We start from the raw sequence: 18198 nt of genomic DNA, 5'->3' as shown, positions 1-18198 counted from the left end.
TTCTCCTAATTCTACCTCTCGGTTTTCTCGTAACGGAAAAAGCCGAAGTCGGCATGGCCGCCGATTTGCGCGGTAGCATAATAATATAACCCGATCCGATAGCCCATAAAGTGATCCAAGGTGTAACGCATGTTAAGTGCTCCGCCGATCGGCATCCATTCCGACCCGTCGACGGAATAATGAAAGGATGCCAAATCTTTGCTGTTCTCAAAATCAAAGTGAATTTTCATTTGCACATTCCTGCCGTGGAAGCGTGCGGTTTCCAGCTCTTTCTCTTCACCGTTTCCCCCGTTAACGCTCATGGCTATGAACTTGTCGCCGTTCTTTGCCACCTTGACGCCGACGGTGCCGAAATGGCATTGCAGGGCAACAAGACCCGCATGATCGCCGGGCTTCATACGGGCCGTGTCCAGCAAGACCGCCCCCATGCAAGCCGGCCCTTCCGTGCGCTGGGTCAGCGTATTGCGCGCCTGAAGGACGCCTGTCGCCAAGCTGCCCGTCGTCAGTCTCAGAAAGCCGGGGCGTTGGGTCACCGACCATAGCCGGTTATCCGGGTTATGATTCCACTGCCAATTCAGGGCAAGCCTGTCGTCTTCATAGTCGAATTCATCGCTGATCACAAGCGGCTTTGGATGCGCAGCCGGCAGTTTCGTCTCAATGGATAACGGAACTTTGCCCTCCTCTCCAAAAACGGGCCAATCATCTTTCCAGGAGACAGGAACCACACAAGGAATTCTGCCGACGGCGTCATGATCCTGGAACAACACGGCGTACCAGTCGCCGTCCGGAGTATTAACGATGCCCCCCTGGGCCACACCATTATTATGGTAGTCCATATCATCGTCCAGAAGAACCTTGTGTTCATATGGACCGAGAAGCTCCCTCGAACGATAACACAACTGCCGTCTTCGCCGATTGCCGACTCCCGGCCAATCAATAAAAAACAAATAATAATAGCCGTTCAGTTTGTAAGCATGACAGCCTTCGATGCGCAAATTGATGCCTTCCCGCCCGCCTTCCAGCAGCAATTGATCGATTCCCCCGGGTTTTATGGCCGTCGCGTCTTCCGTCAGCTCCTGAATCCGGATATCGCCGTTTCCGTAAATCACATACACGCGTCCTTCGTCATCAAAGAGCAGGCTTGGATCATGGTGAAGTCCGCGAATCACCGAACGCTCCCATGGCCCATGTTCAATATCCTCCGTCCGGTATACATAAAACTGCTGCGTATCATTACTGGAGAAGCAGACATAATACCTCCCATTGTTGTAGCGAAGGCTTGCCGCCCATGAACCTCTGCCGTAGATTCCCGTTCCGTCCAGCAAACGGTGAGCATCATTATCCTCAAAGGTATCGTACACATAATTCACGATTTCCCAGTCCCTCAAGTTCTCCGATTTCATGAGCGGACATCCGGGCATGGAATGCATGCTGGTGCTAACCATATAAAAGGTTGTACCCACCCTGATTACATCTACGTCAGGCACATCCGCCCAGATAATAGGATTCGTAATCGTGGCTGTATTCACGGTTATTTGCTCCTCCCTTCGGTTTCGGTCAGATCGATAACACGCCGGAACGCTTCTTTGGGCTCCATCTGCTCGTCAAACAGGAACGGCCAGTTTTTGCGGCCCCGGACGGGGAAGTCATCCAGCCAGGTATAGTTATCGGCCACGCCCCAAAATGTAACGGAATCGATGACATTCCTATGCTCCAGCAGCAGGGAGAAAATCTCTTCGTAGCGCTGCTCCTGCAGCTTCAGCATGTTCTCTGTCGGCGCTGTCAAATCGGTGCGCCGATCATCGAATTGGAACATAGACAGATCTAGCTCGGTAATGTGAAGTTTGACGCCCAAGGAAGCATACCGTTCAATCGTTTGACGAATCTCTTCAATGGAAGGGCCGTAAATATTCCAGTGCGCCTGCATGCCAATCCCGTGAATCGGGACGTTCTGATCCAGCAGATCGCTTACCAGCCTATAAATCTTCTCGCGCTTGACCGGGTCGGTCTCGTTATAATCGTTATAGAACAGCAGAGCATCCGGGTCCGCTTGATGAGTCATTTCGAACGCATGGCGGATAAAATCTTCTCCAATAATCTGCAGCCATTTCGTATCCCTCAAATAGAGGTCGGATTTATCCTCAATCGCTTCGTTCACCACATCCCAAGCGTAGACTTGGCCACGGTATCTGCCGGCTACCGTGTCAATATGATGCTGCAAACGACCCAGCAATTGCTGGCGAGTACAGGGATCGCCCGCCGAATTCCGGAACATCCAGTCGCCGGTTTGATTGTGCCAGACCAGCGTGTGCCCCCGGACCGCAATATCGTTTGCCTTGGCAAAGGCAAAAATTTGGTCGGCGGCAGCAAAGTTGTAGCTCCCTTCCAGCGGCTGAACCTCCACCGGCTTCATCTCATTTTCGGCCGTAATGCTGTTAAATTGCTTGGCAATGAATGAACCCTGGCTGGAAAGGATGCCCGTACTCACGGCAGCTCCGATTTTGAACGCATCCTGGAACGCCTCACGTAATGCCGGGGCGCCATTTAATGCTTGTGCCATAACTGTCTTCCCTCCTCAATGAAATGCCTTCTACGAAATCACAAATATTTCGGATTATGGATTATCCCTTGATGCCGCCAAGCGTCATCCCTTGGACAAAATACCGCTGCAGGAACGGATATACCATCAGAATCGGCACGCTGGCAATGATCGTCATCGTAGCCCGGATTGAAGCCGGCGTGACCATCGTTCCGCTGTTGCCTTGAGATGCCGAATAAATATCGCTGGTTGATGATGTAGCTGTTGTGGTCGAGGTTTGCAGAATCTTCATCAGCTCATATTGCAACGTACTTAAATTGATATTGGATGAATTGTACAGAAATACGTCAAACCAGGAATTCCATTGTCCTACCGCTACAAACAGCGACACCGTGGCCATAGCCGGAATGGTCAGCGGCAGCACGACACGAATAAAGGTGGTGAATTCTCCCGCGCCGTCGATCCGGGCCGATTCCAGAATCCCTTCGGGAAGGCCTTCGATAAAGGAACGGACGACGATCATGTTGAACACTCCGATAATGCCCGGAACAATATAGACAGAGAAAGTATTGATGAAGCCCAAATCCCGGATAAGCAGATAAGTGGGAATCAAACCGCCGCTGAAATACATGGTGAACACGAAAAATATGGTGACCGACTTGCGCAGCACAAACTCCCGACGGCTGAGGGTGTAGGCCAGCATCGCCGTGCAGAACACGGAAACAGCGGTTCCAACCACCGTGCGCAGCGCCGAGATCAAGGTGGCGTGATAAATATCGGATTCTCCGAAGATGTATTTATAATTGTCCAAGGTCCACATCCGCGGCCACAAATAAATTCCGCCTTTGATGGCGTCGTTGGCGTCATTAAAGGAAACGGCGATCATATTGATGAAGGGATAAATCGTGACGATCATCAGGCAGATCATAAAAATAATGTTGCATAGATCAAAAACTCTATCACCTAAACCAGACTTGCGTAAGCGGGTCGCTTTCCCTATTCGCATGGCACGGGCCTCCTTTTTAAAATAATCTGCTTTCTCCCATTCTCTTGGCAATAAAGTTGGCGGAGAAAAGGAAGATAAAGCTGACTACGGTTTTGAATATGCCTGCCGCCGTTCCCAGGGAGAAGTTCCCCATCCCCAAACCATACTTCAGCACGAATATATCAAGGTTTTCCGAATAATCCATGTTCATGCCATTGCCCAACAAATATTGCGGCTCGAATCCGGATTCAAGAATACTGCCCAGATTCATAATCAGCAGAATAATGATCACCGACTTGAGCCCAGGCAACGTTATATACAGCATCCGTTTGAAACGGTTAGCTCCGTCGATTTCAGCCGCCTCATATTGGGAAGGATCGATCGAGGTAATGGCCGCCAAATAGATGATCGTGTTCCAGCCTACATTTTTCCAAACCTCGGTTGCCCCGAGAATGCCCCAGAAGTATTCCCCTTTGCCCATCCACAGCACCGGCGTATCAATCAGATGAAACTTTATGAGCAGCAGATTGATGATGCCGTCCGGGGACAACACCGTCAGAACAATACTCGACGCCACAACCCAGGAAATAAAGTGCGGCAAATAGCTGACGGTTTGAACGAACCGCTTGAAGATAACATTCTTCAACTCATTCAGCAGAAGCGCCAGCGTGATCGCCGTAATGAAACCAAGCACCAGATTTATGGAGCTCATCACCAAAGTGTTGCGCAGCACCCGGTAAAAGGTACTGTCTTCAAACAGAAGGCGGAAGTGCCGCCAACCTACCCATTCCTGCTCCGCGAAGGATCTGGCCGGCTTAAAGTTCTGAAAGGCCATCGTCCATCCCCAGAGCGGAAGATATTTGAAGATAAAAGCCCAGATAACGAAGGGGATACACATAAGGGCGAGCGTTCGCTGTTGAATCAGGCGTTTGAAAAACAGGTTTTGTTTCTTTCCTTTAACTGTAGGCGCCGAGTTTAAGGAAACGATCGGTTTCTCCATATGAGATTACTCCTTTCCTGCTCTGCTCTAAACCCTGAGGGTCGAAACGCCTTTCGACTTCCGACCCTCAACATCTGGCAAACCTATTTCAAATGTTGCATTACCATTTTCCGGCAACGCGATCTTTTACAGCCTTCGTTATCGTATCTTCATACGTTTTCTTGTCCAGTTTATTAAACTCGCCCATATACTCGTTCCATGTGTTATCGAAACTGGACGGCGGGTCCATAATCAACTTGGGCAGGTATTTCTTCTGCAGGTCATCCGCCTTGGTGATGAACATTTGTTCAGGCGATCCTTGCTCCAGGGCGATCGACCAAGCTGGAGACCAAGGACGTTCATCAGGCTTGCTGAACAATTCTGCGAAGGTCTTCACACCGTATTCTTCAAGCAGCTTCTTGTCGCCGTCCGTGTAAGTAAAGGTTGCGACCTCCGGCTGGTTGCCCGGACCATAGGCATTGCCGTCCGCAAGAACGGAATTATTGCCGTAACGAGGCCAACTGTAGTTGAAATAGTCAAACCCGTATTTTCGGCTCAATTCCGGATCCTCGTGGATTTTGCGCTGTTCATCATCCTTGTAATAAAAACGTCCATTCTCATCCACGCTATACGATTCGTCCTTGATGCCCCATTGAACCAGAATCTGGTTTTCCTCTTTCAACAGGTTATCGAAGTACTTGATGATGCGGACGGGATCTTTGGCTTTGACGGTGATCCCGACTCCATAATTGTTGACAAATCCAGGAGGGTCGATATATTGATCCTTAATATCTTTGTCGAAAACGATAGGCAGCGCAACAAAGCGTTTATCATCAATGCCGGCTTTCTTCAAATTGTTGGTGGCATCCCCAACCTGCCAGGAATAGCTGAAATAACCGAGTACACGTCCGGAGGTCAGCTTAGCCAAATATTGATCCCGGTTCATCGTGAAAGACTCCGGATCGAGCATCCCTTCGGCATTCACCTCGTTCAGTTTCTGAATCCAGCGCTTTTGATACTCGGAGCCCGCCACCAGATTGGCTTCATGAGTTTCCAGATCGACCATGACGCTGCCGTCATTCGGATAACCAGCCAGGTGCATGGCCGGGTTCTGCAGCGTGAAGAAGTTGCTAGGCTCGCCGGCCAGTGTGGCGAAACCAATGGTTTCCTTGCCGTCCACCTGCGGATATTTGTCCTTGTATTGCTTGATGAGGTCGAAATATTCATCCAGTGTAGTAATTTTCGGGTAATTGAACTCCTTCAGAACAGAACGTTGAATATAGAAGCCGGTCTGAAAATTAGGCTCCGAAATATAGCCGATGTTAGCTCCATAAGGGAAAAAGTAGATTTTCCCGTCATCCTGCCTGAATTTGTCCATATAAGGACCATACACACGCTTGATGTTGGGTCCGTACTTCTCGATCAGATCATCGAGCGGAATGAAAGCTCCCGCATCCATCAGCTTGGCCATTTCTCCGCTGGAGTCAATGATATCGGGATAGTCTCCGCTGGCAATCATAACCCCCGCTTTGGTAGGGGCATCACCCACCAGGTATTCCATCTTCCAGTCAACGCCGGTTTGTTCGAACAATTCTTTCCCGATGGTTGTTTCACTTGCCAGAACATCCTTTTTAGGAGCGCCAAAGGTGAAATACGTATAGGTAACCGGGCTGTTGTCATCGCCGTCCGGCGGGGAAGCCTCCGAAGACGAGGACGATCCGCCCCCGCTGCATCCCGTTAAAGCTGCGATCAACAATACTATCAGTCCTGCAAACAGTACTCTTCTTCTAATCATTCAACTGATTCCCCCTTTGGTATCATCAGACTTGTAAGCACTTTTAATATAACAAGTAACCGCTTACAAAGTTACCCAACAAACTGTATTTCCTGCTTTGAAAAGTATATCCTTTTATACATGCCTGCTATATTTCTCCCACCCCGTCAATCGGCAGAGCAATTTCGATCTGCGTTCCTTGCCCTTCCCATGTATGGATTACGAAACCAAAACGATCCTGATAACAGAGCTTCAGACGGCTATACGCATTTTTCATGCCGATCCGTTCGCCCATTCCTGCTTCCTGCTCCAAATACTCGCGCAGCTCTTTCAGCTTGGCGGGGGACATCCCGATCCCGTTATCCTCTACGCTGAAGATCAGTTGGTCTTCGCGCAGGGTAACAGACAACCTGATGATGCCTTGAGCCGGAATCGATTCAACTCCATGGATACTGGCATTCTCGACGAACGGAAGAAATACCATCTTCGGAATCCGCTGTTCAAGAGCCGCCGGTTCCGCTTCAATGCTGTATTCCAGCTTATCGCCAAAGCGGTACTTCTGAATCTCCAGGAAGTTCCGAATGAGTTCCAACTCCTCATGGACCGTGACATAGTTCCGGCTCCAAGAGATGGACCGTCTGAACATCTTGGCCATATTATGAATGATCTTGGCTGTCTCCTTCTCTCCCTTGATTAAACTTCTCATGCGGATCGATTCCATGGTATTAAACAAAAAGTGGGGATTAATCTGACTGTGCAGCGCATGAAGCTGAGCCTGCTGCTGCTTCAGTTCCAGATCCTTCTTCTGAATATCCGCAAGATAGACTTCGTTGATCAAGTTATGGATCGTCTCTGTCATCCGGTTGAACTCGATCGTCAGCTGGCCGATTTCGTCTCTTGCCTCTTCATGGGGGATCGTCTGGAAGTTCTGGGTTTTTACCTTTTTCATATGCTTTAGAATGCGTACCAGCCGTACATGCAGCGACCTCGACATCGCGGCTATGATCAAGCTGGGCAGCACAAAGTTGATGCATGCAAGCCAAACGACCATGGAACGCGACTTCCGAACGTCTTGAAGTACGACTTCTTCATTCATAACGCCTTGCAGCGTCCATCCCTCCAAATAATTAATTCCAGGATAGGAGGCTGCCAAGCGAAGAGAGTCCTTCGGAAACGCAATGTCCCCGAATAGAACATTTTCCGTCAGCCATTCTGTCCCTGAGTCATTGCTAAACCGCACCCGGCCTTGGGGATCAACGAAGTACACCTTGCCGTCGAACCCGCTGCCCAGGAAATATTGGCGGATGAGATCCATATTCAAATCAATCTTAAGCACTTGCTCAATGCCTCCGGTATTCTCATTGTCCAGCCTTTGAATCAGGCTGAACGCCTGATCCGAATAGACAAGAGCCGGGTAGGGAGCGGTTGACGATCTTAACTGGTTATACCAGTCCGTATTCCGGACCTCATCGGTCAATTGTTCAATATAGCCGGAAGATAATATGGTTGGATTGTCTGTATACACCTGATACCAGCGGATCCCTTGGGCAGGCTGACCGGAAAATTCTGTTTTCAGATAGGAGTTGTAAGCCTCGATGTAGTCAATTTGACTGTTAAAGTGACGGGTAAGGGTTGCATTGAATACGGGATCGGCATACATGGAATACGATAGGCCGACTCCTTGGTCGATGGTTACACGCAAGTCGTTTTTGAGATTGTCCAAGGCCATGCCCGCATCGCGAGTTTTCTGGCTGCGGATATTGTCAGTGGTCACATTGTAGAAGACAACATTGGTTACCACAATGGGAATGAATACCGACAATACATACATGAGCAGCAGCTTGTCGCGCAGTTTCATATAATTCAGATTGAATTTTATATTCATACAAAGCGCCTCTATTCTCTGTCAATCAGCATGTTCCGGTACTCCGTTGGCGACACCTTCTCCAGCTTCTCGAATTGGATCACGAAATAATCCGCATTCTGAAAGCCCACCCGGGCCGCGATTTCGTACATCCTGAGATCGGTTTGGCGAAGCAGCTTCTTGGCCTCCCGAACCCGCAGCTGCAGCAGATATTCGTTGAAATAGCGCCCGTAACTTTTGCGGAACAGCCGGCCCAGATAGACGGGGTTCATATAGAATTGAGCCGCTATGCTCTTCAGACTGATATTCTCGCAGTAATGGGAGTCAATGTATTTCTTAATCTGCTTGATACCGCCCTTGGACTGCTCCTTTCGCAGCTTCGCTATATATTGCTCCGCTTCCATGATCGCCAGCAAGAAGTGCTCCTTCAACTGCGTCAGGCTCCAGTTGCCGTAATCCCGTTCGGCCAGCCCCTTCAATCGCTGCACCCCTTCAACTTCAATACTGCCGTCCATTTCCTTCACTACACTGATTATTCCGGTCATGCAGCGGGAGAGCGAGCCGTTAACGGCCTGGGGAGCAAAACGCTGGGTGCGGAAGATCTCGAACATTCCATCTACCGTTTGCCGGTACGCCTCCTGGTTGCCCTCTTCCACTTGCATAATCAGATTGCTTACAGTGACCGGACTCATATCGAAAACGTACAGCGGTTTATCCTTAATTTGCGCGTATTCAATAACCCCGCTGCCCTCGGCATACTTATGCCTGGCCGCTTCGTTAGCCTCCAAATAGGACCTGCGGACATCCGTTATGTTATGGACTGTTTCGCCTGCGTAAAGACTAACGTCCGCTCCCAGTTGCCCGGAAAGGCCTGAACGAATCTTCTCCATAGCTTGGGTCAGCCCTCCGTACCGGTCTTTCAGCCGCTCCACAGTAAACAACATCCCGAATCTTCCCCGCTCCTGCTCAAACACGGGAATATCGGATTTCTGCTCTTCAAGGGAATATAACGCTTTCATAAATTGCTTTAGACCGACTTGCATTTCCCCGGGAGCGGCATGAAGTTCGACCAAGGCATAGCAAAAGCCCGATGCCCCGGTAAGCCCTAAGGCTGCGGCATATGTTTCCGCATCCTCCAACCGAAGCTTCTCCTGCACCAGGGCCTCCAAAAATGAACCGTTAGCGTAATCTTCTCCCCTCGTCTTGGCAATTTTTCTTTTGCTCATGTTTAGGGCAAGCTTTCTTAGGGTTGCGGTCATCTCTTCATCATCCACAGGTTTTAAAATATAATCATGAACTCCGTAGCGAAGTGCCTGCTGCGCATAACTGAAGTCATGATAACCGCTGATCACGATGAAAAACAGGTCCGAATCGGCATCTTCTTTCACGCTGCGGATGAGGTCCAGCCCGTCCAGAATGGGCATCCGGATATCGGTGATCACAAGATCAGGCTGTAAATGCTCAATCATATACAACGCCTTATCTCCGTTATCCGCCTCCCCCACAAGCGTATAATTGAGGTCCTCCCATGGAATCAGCTTCTGCAACCCTTTGCGAACAAAAATCTCATCATCCACCAACAAAACTTTGAACATGGCCCGTGCTCCCTCCTGCTTTAAGATCGATCGTCAATATGAGCCTGGGCAGGATCGGTACCTTTCTTGACATAGAAACTCTCCCTCGGCCCAAGGTAAGATTCGGGCAATAGAGCGGCCGCCGGGTAGAGCACAATCCGCTCAAGCACCAGCGATGGGCTTACCGCATAAATCCGCAGCGTATTCAATCCGCGTCGGCAAGAAATCTCACTGCTGTAGATACGGATGTTGTCTTTAACGGCACGGATCCATTCCGGACAACCAAGATCCAACGAACGAAATCGATCGCTCACTGCATTCTCCACGTGAATCTCGCCGCCGTTCACCTGCACGCCCAGATACAGTTTATGATCCATATAGGCCGTGTTGGATGGCGCCAGATAATAATCTGCAGCGTAAGTTCCTTCCTGCTCTGCTACAAATCGATATTCCAGATATGGCCGGTCTTCCGCTGCGGCGAAATCATACTTGTGAGGCAGTACTTTCATCCCGGATAAGGTGCGCCCGTAATGTTCGAGCTTCGTAAACCTAAAACCTTCAACATCATGCTTACGAGCGTAATGTTCGGCTTCCATGGCGATATAGCCGTCCCGCTCCAGAAAGGTCATCGGTTCAAGTCCCGCAATATTCGTACCTTCAGCCCAGACGTTAAGCTTGACTTTGGCGTCCGGTGCCTCTATAAAAACCTCTGCCTTTTCCCTTTCTTGCAGCAAGGCGCGGTCAATGTTGATCGTAATCACATCTTTTCTCGTCACCAAGCCTTCCGTTTGCGAAAAGGACAGCCATGGACAATCCGTCGTAATTTTATAGGCAACCGGCATGCGGCTTCCGCAAGCGATATCAATCTTTACTTCCTCCACATCGGGACGCAGAAAATCATAAATGTCCAGAGGCTTGCCGGTCCAAAGAAACCCTTCCGTAAACTTGGCAGCGTCGGACTTGGCCACGATGATCCGGGGCTTATTGGCCGGTTCGACCTTTATCATAAGCGGATAGCGGTTGCCTTCCTCATTCCAATGAACAAAGCCGACATGCTCGGACAGTCCCATGCCGTACCACTTGCCGTTGTTGATCCCATGCAATTCATCCGTCAACTCCCTGTCCTTCCGGATACATCTTGCGACTTCGTCCGCCAGGTCGTTCGCCTCTACCCGGTTCTGCCGCGCATACCATTCATTTCGTCCGGCGAGAAGCTGCATACGCTGCAAATTCATAGACGCGGCAGCCGGAAAATAGACCAGTTCATAGTACGATGGCAATGCCCAGGCCGGACATGCCGCTTTCAACTCTTCGGCAAGCCCGGTAATCCGCTCCGCTTGTTTTAGCAAACTCTCCGATTCGCCGTAATGTACGGGATGATATACGCCCGAATGCATAATTTCCGGTTTGCGGTTATGGTTGATTCGGGTATAACCATTGAGGATTTCCAATATTGCATTTCTGCCTTCTTCGTCAAATGCGCCGCTGAATTGGTTGTCTATCCATCGCTTCGTGAAATCGCCGGTCCTGTTCGGCCGTGACGATCCCCATGTTTCCATGTCATAGGCCAACTCGAAGAAATAAGACAACGGATATTCCAGAAAACAGATATCGCCCGCATTGACGACCCAGATCTCTCTGATGCCAAAATCATAGGCCATCGTGAGCTGTTCCCATACCTTCGGCAAATAGTTGGTGTTCATCCAGTCGTAGGCATGAGCTCCTCCGTGAAAATCAAAATGATAATAAAGCCCGTAACCGCCAGGATGCTTGCGCATTTTCTCGGTTGGCACACTGCGCAGATTGCCAAAATTGTCGTCACTTAACATCAGGGTAACGCCGTCCAATTCCGGATCGCCGATCAGCCCCGGCGTTTCTTCATTCCCATAGAAGAAGGCTTCCACTTCCGTGAAAAGAACAAGATCCCGCGGCACCTGCGATAGATCGTCGTTCACATTTTCTCGAATGAGCCGGTTTTGTTCACGGATCACGTCCCGGAGCAGCGCAACATTATCCGCCAGCGTCGCCGATTCCCCCAGGATCTTCGTATCCTGCTCACCGCGCATGCCGAGTGTGATCACATTCTCGAAATTCCGGTTCCGCTTGAGACCGTCCTCCCAAAAGCGCAGAATCCCCTCCCGGTTCCCGCGAAAATCCCAGGCATCCCCGTAGATGGAATCCTTGCCGCGAACCTGCCGGTATTCTTCACCGTTACGCATGCAAGGTTCATGATGTGAAGTTCCCATCACAATTCCATATTCATCCGCGAGTTCCGCATTCAACAGATCCGGGCCGTCACAGTTGAAGTTGGATTTCCACATCGCCGGCCACAAGTAATTTCCTTTCAGCCGCAGGATCAGTTCAAAAACATGCTCATACATGTCCGCATTAAGACCGCCGAAACGATGCGTCGCCCAAGTGCCGAATGCCGGCCATTCGTCATTGATAAAAATCCCCCGGTATTTGACGGACGGTTCCTTGGATACCCGATGGTTTTGATCGGTCAAAACCACCTGTTCTTGTTTCGCCGGTCTTACATCCGACCAATCCACCAACGGGGAAACGCCCAGACACTCGGACAGATGGAACAAACCGTAAATTGTGCCGCGTTTGTCGCTCCCCGCAATCACCAGTGCACAGGATACTCCGGGAAAGGGGGCTTCCACCAGTTGAAACAGAAACACCTCGCGCTTCTCTTTTATGAATGACAGGTCGATTTTTTGGTTCTTGCTTAGTTCTTCCAAGATCGGGCTGCGTCCGACCGTGCCGTAGATGACCGAATATTTCCCCAACGCGGTCACATCTTGAGCGGTTTCGGGCAAGACGCCGGTAACCAGGCCGATATCCTTTCTGACTTTGTCCGCAACCTTGGCCACGCCTGAAAAAACTTCCTTTTCTTTGTAAAAGACTGGAACTTCCTTGCCCAAAATAAATTTCATTTCAATCCTCCGTTTCCTTCTCCCATAAATTACTTGGCCAGCAGCGTATCCCAGTAGTCGCCAACCAGTCCCTCGATAACGCTTCCACTGGCCCAAGGCATCAAGCAGAACCAGGTGCTGGCCGGTGTTCCGTCACTATACTTTTCGGTCACCAGACCTTCGGAATGACAAAACCGTTCAGACATCCAGCCTTTTTTCCCGTAATCGAATTCCATATCATAACGGTTGTAGGTCTGGCACCCCCATCCAATGGTATCCATCATTCGGTCTCTGACATATTCATCTTTAGCGTGCTCGGAGAAGTACAGCATTTCATCCACGAGGTTGCTGGACATCGGATGGATATGCGGATTGGCAACCGAGGTGACGCTGCCTCCGCAGCTGGACCAACCGAGGGTGCTAAGCGGCGGCACCTTGACCGGGGAATTGTAACAGAATTTGAACGTGAACTCGTAGCAAAGGGCATCCCTCATATGCTCCAGATAGAGCTCATCTCCAGTCATGGCGTGCAGGAATCGAACGGCTTTGATATACGCCAGTATCCCTTCCGAATCAGGTGCCTTATCCGCATCAAGCGGAGCCCCGTAACATTCCATGCGCTTCACATAGGTCTGATAATAATGTCTCTCACTGCGCTTCAGGCTGTCGAGATGGGTTCTGTCCCCCGTGAGCCAGCCGTAATAGGCCAAAGCGGCCATGCACCACGCTCCGCTGAAGGAATCGTATTCAAGGCCGGCTCCGGTTCGCTCGGACAAAATCGTCGGATATTCGTCATCCGTATTTTTAGTCTTTTCCAGCCGAAGAAGAACCTTCTTGACGAATATCATCCAATCCTCATGGAGGCAATTTTTGAGTCTTTTTTCAAATTCGTAGGCCTTCATAATATAAAACATCGCCTGCGCACACAGATAAGCCGAATGTCCGGGCGTGCGCATCCCGTCAAACCACCAGCCGCGGGTACTCCACTTCCCGTCATGATACGCCTCAAAGGGAAGCCCGGAAGCCGGATTTAGGGAATGCTCAACGATATGCTCGATACAGGAAAGGGCCTGTTCGCGCATAGGCTCGTCACCCAGCCGCAAGGCTGCCATCAAAATCGGAGTCGCCACCGTCAATCCGTCCGTCCAACTGATCGATATAATCTTATTGTACCGGTAACCGCCCGTTTCCTTGTCCTCATAGACAAACGTGGAATAACTCCGGTCTTCGGGCAGCCAGGCATATTCAAAAATCGCTTTGGATAAATCGGCGGCGGTCGTTTTGATATCGCTGGCTTTTCTGGGGCTTTGGTGATAACGGTAATAGATTTCTTCGAGCGCCGGATTGATGCCCAACTCGGATTCGGATTCGTACTCGTACAAATCCATGGTCAATTCCACGGACTCTGCCGCCGCCAATTCAAAACAATTTTCACCTAGCGGCGCGCGTCCCTTAACCAAACGCGATTTGATGAACAGCAAAGGCGCATTTTCGTAACCGAGCGTGTAACCAACCGTTCCCTTGGCAAGGGAACAGGTGAAGCCGCCGTATTGGTAAAACTCCCCGTTCAGTTCCGGCTTCCACTGTTGTTTGAAGCCGTCTTTGCTGACAAAATAAGGGCTGCTGCAAAGACCGTAAATCTTGCCGCTCTCGAATACAAATGCCGCCGGATGGGACAAACGGTCGCTTCTGGTCATCCACCACGGCGACGAAGGCCGCGCAGGGTTTCCCTCTCTCAAACGCGGAAACTCATTTGGCACGTTCTGAGGTGCTTCTCCGCGGTTTCGGCCGTACATAAATGCGGGCAGGAAAAAGCGCGGATTCCCCTTGGCAAATGGCAATTCCACATGGATCACGCCGGACCACGACGATCCGCTTTGATTGCGGATCTTGACCTTGGCTTGATATGGATTTTTAATGCCTCCGGTTCCTCCAGTGATTGTAACGGATGCTTCCAATTGATGCTCCTTGAGTTCCATGTATTCCGTACTTTCCTGTGATTTGCTCCGTGCGGTTATAATCAGTTCCATGATATCCTCCAATCCACTGTTAAAAAAAGCGTTTGCAGTCTTTATCCTATTATGCTAGGATATTCATATTTTAAAGTTGATCCAAAGAATAATCATTGCAAATTCCGCCGTGTTTATTGCGCGAACAGATCAGGAGGTTGCAGATGAACGAACCCTTTGAGCTTCGATTTGATCCCATAAAAAAAGATTATCTTTACCTTCACAGGACTACTACATACAACTTGGGAACGTTCTATCACCGGCACGAAGCGTACGAGTTGTATTTGTTTCTTCGCGGCAATGTCAACTTTTATATCGAAAACAGCTGTTACCATCTGGAACCGGGCGATCTAATCGTTATCCATCCGGAAGAAATGCACCGCTCGTTTAGTCTGGATGAATCGGAGTATGAGCGAATAACGATCAACCTGCAAAAATCTTACCTGCATCAGCTTTCTACTCCGGCCACACATTTATCCGAGTGCTTCGACTACCGTCCGAAGGGGAAAGGGAATATCTTTCATTTGAACGAAACGCGGTTGAAGCAATTTCTGCAATTGGCCGGCAATCTGGAGGAAGTCCTTGTTTCCGATGCGTACGGATCAGACATTTTGGCCAATAGCTATATCGCTCAATTATTAGTCTTAGCGAATTCTGTATTTCAAAATGCAAGCTTTACTTCTACCGATATCATGCCGGAACTTGTACGAAAAACGATGGAGTACATCGAATCGCATCTCTCTCAGAACATCTCGCTTGACCATCTTACCGCTGAGTTTTATTTGAGCAGCACTTATATCAGCCGCCAGTTCAAAAAACATACGGGGTTAACGCTTCGTTCATATATTCTGGATCGCCGCATTGCTTTGGCAAAATCCTATCTCTGCGAAGGGCTCAGCATAACGGAGGCTTGCTATCAATCCGGGTTTAGCGACTATGCGAACTTTATCCGAAGTTTTACCAAGATCGCCGGAATCTCGCCCGGGAAATTCGTCAAACAAGTCCGATCGTCCGCCAATAAATAAAGGAGCAGCACGGAAGAAAGCCCTGCGAATGAATCGCAGAGCCTTCCGGTTACAAGTTATTTTGGGACGCCGGTATAAATGTGAATCGCGTCGCGCAGGAATTCGGCCATACCGGGCTGGTCTTTGTCGTAATAAGACTTGAAACGCTCGTCGTCCACATACATCTGGGCGAGGCCGGCGTGGGTCTCCTTGCTGTATTCGCTCCAGTAAAACGTCAGCCAGCGTTTATGCAGGTCCGCGGCTTTTTGCGCCAGTTCGCCAGCCGGGTCGCCCGTGCGGAAAGCTTCCGCCAGCGTGGACTGCACATCGTTTGCCAGCCGGGTCACCTCTTCATACTGTTCGGGTGTCATTTTCATCAGCTTTTCGTTGGACTTGTTTACGGTCTCTTCACCGTATTTCTCCCGAATTTCCTTTCCGTATTTCTGTTCGTTCTCCTCGATCATGTTTTGCTTAAAGCCTGCAAATTTCTCTTTATCGTTCATCGTCATTCTCCCTTCGTTTACGGCAATCGTTTTTTCAACGTTGGCGATCAGGATGTCAAGCTGCTTTCTTTTGCCGAGAAGCTGCTCGCGGTGCTCTCGAAGAGCATGGACTCCGTCAAAATCCGGATCTGTCACGATCGCTTTGATATGATCGAGACTCAGGCCAAGCTCCCGGTAAAACAAAATTTGCTGCAGCCGGTCTACCTCCTTTTGGCCGTAGATCCGGTACCCCGACGAGTTGATTCTTGCCGGCTTAAGAATGCCAATCTCGTCGTAGTAACGCAGTGTTCTGGTGCTGATCCCGGCCAATCGTCCCAGCTTTTGAACGGTATATTCCATGATTTCACCTCCTGACACCTTCACTCTACACCTTGCCGTAACGTGAAGGTCAAATCTTTTTTAGTATTTCTTATTTATCTGATCAGATCCGTCGGGTTCATTCCCGTGATCTTTTTGAACAAGGTGCTGAAATACGGCACATTTTTGTACCCGACCTTCTCCGCCACCTCATAAACGAGCATGTTGCGCTCAAGCAGCAGCTCCCGCGCTTTCTCAATTCTCACGCGGGTGAGGTAATTGTTGAAGGTTTCCCCTGTGATGTTTTTAAAAATAATGGACAGATGGTTCCGCGAAATGTAGATTTTTTCCGAAAGCTCAGCTAACGTAACATCTTCGGCGTAATGCTCATGGATATAATGAGTCATGAAATCGACGACTTGCCGGTGTTTGCTGTTCCCCCGAAGCTGGCGGCTTCTGCATATCATGGATATCTTGGAACACAACCATTCGCCGAGTTGAACCGGATCGGTCAGCAAAATCAATTCTTTGGCGATGAGATCGTTCGGGAACAAGTCATCCAGCAAAATGCCTGCTTCATATAAGCTGTAGTTGAATACACCCCACACCTCGCCGGCCTGCATTTGAATATACTCCGGTGTAATCGCTTTCTGATTTTCCAACAGCTTCACTTGCTCTTCAATCAGGGCCTTGGCCTCTTCCTCCTGGGACGATTTGATCGCACCCGCAATTTCAACGTAAAATTTGACCGGAAACAAAGTGACGGACTGCTGATTTTCGTTCCCCTTCTCTTCTCTCTCGTACCAATACATCTCGTAGTTCGGGGTGAGCCGCTGGGTTCTCGAATCAATCGCGCGAAACGCCTCTTCGGTTGAGTCGGGAATTTTCGTCCATTCTTGCTTCATTTCCCCGATGCCGACGCGAATCTGGAGCTTCACATAACATTTAACGCTGTCGATCAGCTTCATGCCCAGTTCCTTCAGCCGCTCTTCCAATTCCCCGTGATTCTCCTCCGGCTGGGGATGCACGATCAGCACCGCTCTGGAGCTGTGCAGCTCGGTATATTCGATCGCCGCAAAGATTTTACGCGCCACCTCGCACGCGATATTGCTGATGGCAAACCGGAACAGGTTCCAATCGGTCAGCGGGAGCTGGCTGGCCCGCACATCGCGGACCGTATCGATGCCGATGGCGATATGATTGCATTTCGACCAATACCGGTATGGATGCGGCAAGCTGTCGGGAGAGCGGTAGGTGCCCTCAAGCGTTCCGACCACCGCGGATCTTACCCACTCTTTTTCGATAAAAGGCTCGTAAAGCTTGAGTTTTTGCTCGACCTCGCCTTGCTTGATTCGCTTCACTTCTTCCTCCGTTAGTTCCTCCACCACCTTGGACAAAATCCTTTTCAGCGTCGGAACGCTGATCGGTTTGGACACATAGTCGCTTACGTTATATCTTAACGCTTGCCTCGCGTATTCGAAATCGGAATAACCGCTCAAAATAATGATCTTGCCATCGTACCCTTCCTTTCTCAACTGTTCGATCATGTCCAGGCCGTTCATTGACGGCATATAGATGTCCGTGATAATGATATCGGGTTCTGTCTCGCGGATCATTTCCAGGCCGTCCGCTCCATTCAGAGCGTCACCCGCCCATTCGGCGCCGAGCTGTTCCCATGGAATTGCCCGCTTCATGCCCTGAAGTACCTGACGTTCATCATCAACGATGGCAATTTTCCACATTTCGATGTCC

Annotated in this window: 12 protein-coding genes; 1 reads left to right on the top strand and 11 read right to left on the bottom strand. The window is 49.9% G+C overall.

The window, feature by feature from the left end:
* Positions 1-11: 11 nt before the first annotated feature.
* The 9 genes from ACLD72_RS06750 to ACLD72_RS06710 all read right to left on the bottom strand — a co-directional run bounded on the left by ACLD72_RS06750 (position 12) and on the right by ACLD72_RS06710 (position 14663).
* Positions 12-1529, bottom strand: coding sequence for a glycoside hydrolase 43 family protein (locus ACLD72_RS06750; protein WP_411001087.1), 1518 nt, complete (start codon positions 1527-1529; stop codon positions 12-14).
* A 2-nt stretch (positions 1530-1531) separates the two neighbouring features.
* Positions 1532-2560 (bottom strand): endo-1,4-beta-xylanase, encoded by a 1029-nt coding sequence (locus ACLD72_RS06745; RefSeq protein ID WP_411001085.1) that lies wholly within the window; start codon positions 2558-2560, stop codon positions 1532-1534.
* Positions 2561-2621: 61 nt separating this feature from the next.
* On the bottom strand, positions 2622-3545 hold the full coding sequence (locus ACLD72_RS06740; protein WP_411001083.1) for a carbohydrate ABC transporter permease: 924 nt from the start codon (positions 3543-3545) through the stop codon (positions 2622-2624).
* 16 nt (positions 3546-3561) lie between these two features.
* Positions 3562-4524 carry an ABC transporter permease gene (locus ACLD72_RS06735; protein ID WP_411001081.1) on the bottom strand — a complete coding sequence of 321 codons (963 nt, stop codon included), beginning with the start codon at positions 4522-4524 and terminating at the stop codon, positions 3562-3564.
* A 100-nt stretch (positions 4525-4624) separates the two neighbouring features.
* On the bottom strand, positions 4625-6298 hold the full coding sequence (locus ACLD72_RS06730) for an ABC transporter substrate-binding protein (RefSeq protein ID WP_411001079.1): 1674 nt from the start codon (positions 6296-6298) through the stop codon (positions 4625-4627).
* 127 nt (positions 6299-6425) lie between these two features.
* Complete coding sequence (locus ACLD72_RS06725; protein WP_458475652.1) at positions 6426-8162, bottom strand: sensor histidine kinase; 1737 nt, start codon at positions 8160-8162, stop codon at positions 6426-6428.
* 11 nt (positions 8163-8173) lie between these two features.
* Entirely contained in the window at positions 8174-9736 is a 1563-nt protein-coding gene (locus ACLD72_RS06720) for a response regulator (RefSeq protein WP_411001077.1), read from the bottom strand.
* Between the two features lie 20 nt (positions 9737-9756).
* A complete protein-coding gene (locus tag ACLD72_RS06715; protein ID WP_411001075.1) occupies positions 9757-12654 on the bottom strand; it encodes a glycosyl hydrolase 115 family protein in 2898 nt (965 codons plus the stop codon).
* 29 nt (positions 12655-12683) lie between these two features.
* Positions 12684-14663 carry a hypothetical protein gene (locus ACLD72_RS06710; protein WP_411001073.1) on the bottom strand — a complete coding sequence of 660 codons (1980 nt, stop codon included), beginning with the start codon at positions 14661-14663 and terminating at the stop codon, positions 12684-12686.
* Positions 14664-14806: 143 nt separating this feature from the next.
* Between ACLD72_RS06710 and ACLD72_RS06705 the strand changes: the two genes are divergently transcribed.
* Positions 14807-15667, top strand: a complete 861-nt coding sequence (locus ACLD72_RS06705) for a helix-turn-helix domain-containing protein (RefSeq protein ID WP_411001071.1) — start codon at positions 14807-14809, stop codon at positions 15665-15667.
* Between the two features lie 56 nt (positions 15668-15723).
* On the opposite strand, the gene ACLD72_RS06700 is transcribed toward ACLD72_RS06705, so the two are convergent.
* Complete coding sequence (locus ACLD72_RS06700) at positions 15724-16488, bottom strand: MerR family transcriptional regulator (protein WP_411001069.1); 765 nt, start codon at positions 16486-16488, stop codon at positions 15724-15726.
* A 74-nt stretch (positions 16489-16562) separates the two neighbouring features.
* Positions 16563-18188, bottom strand: coding sequence for a response regulator (locus ACLD72_RS06695; RefSeq protein WP_411001067.1), 1626 nt, complete (start codon positions 18186-18188; stop codon positions 16563-16565).
* Positions 18189-18198 lie beyond the last annotated feature (10 nt).

It is taken from the genome of Paenibacillus lacisediminis, from assembly GCF_046567315.2.
The sequence above is the reverse complement of the archived record's forward strand: the minus strand, read 5'-3'. Positions and strand labels throughout refer to the sequence as shown.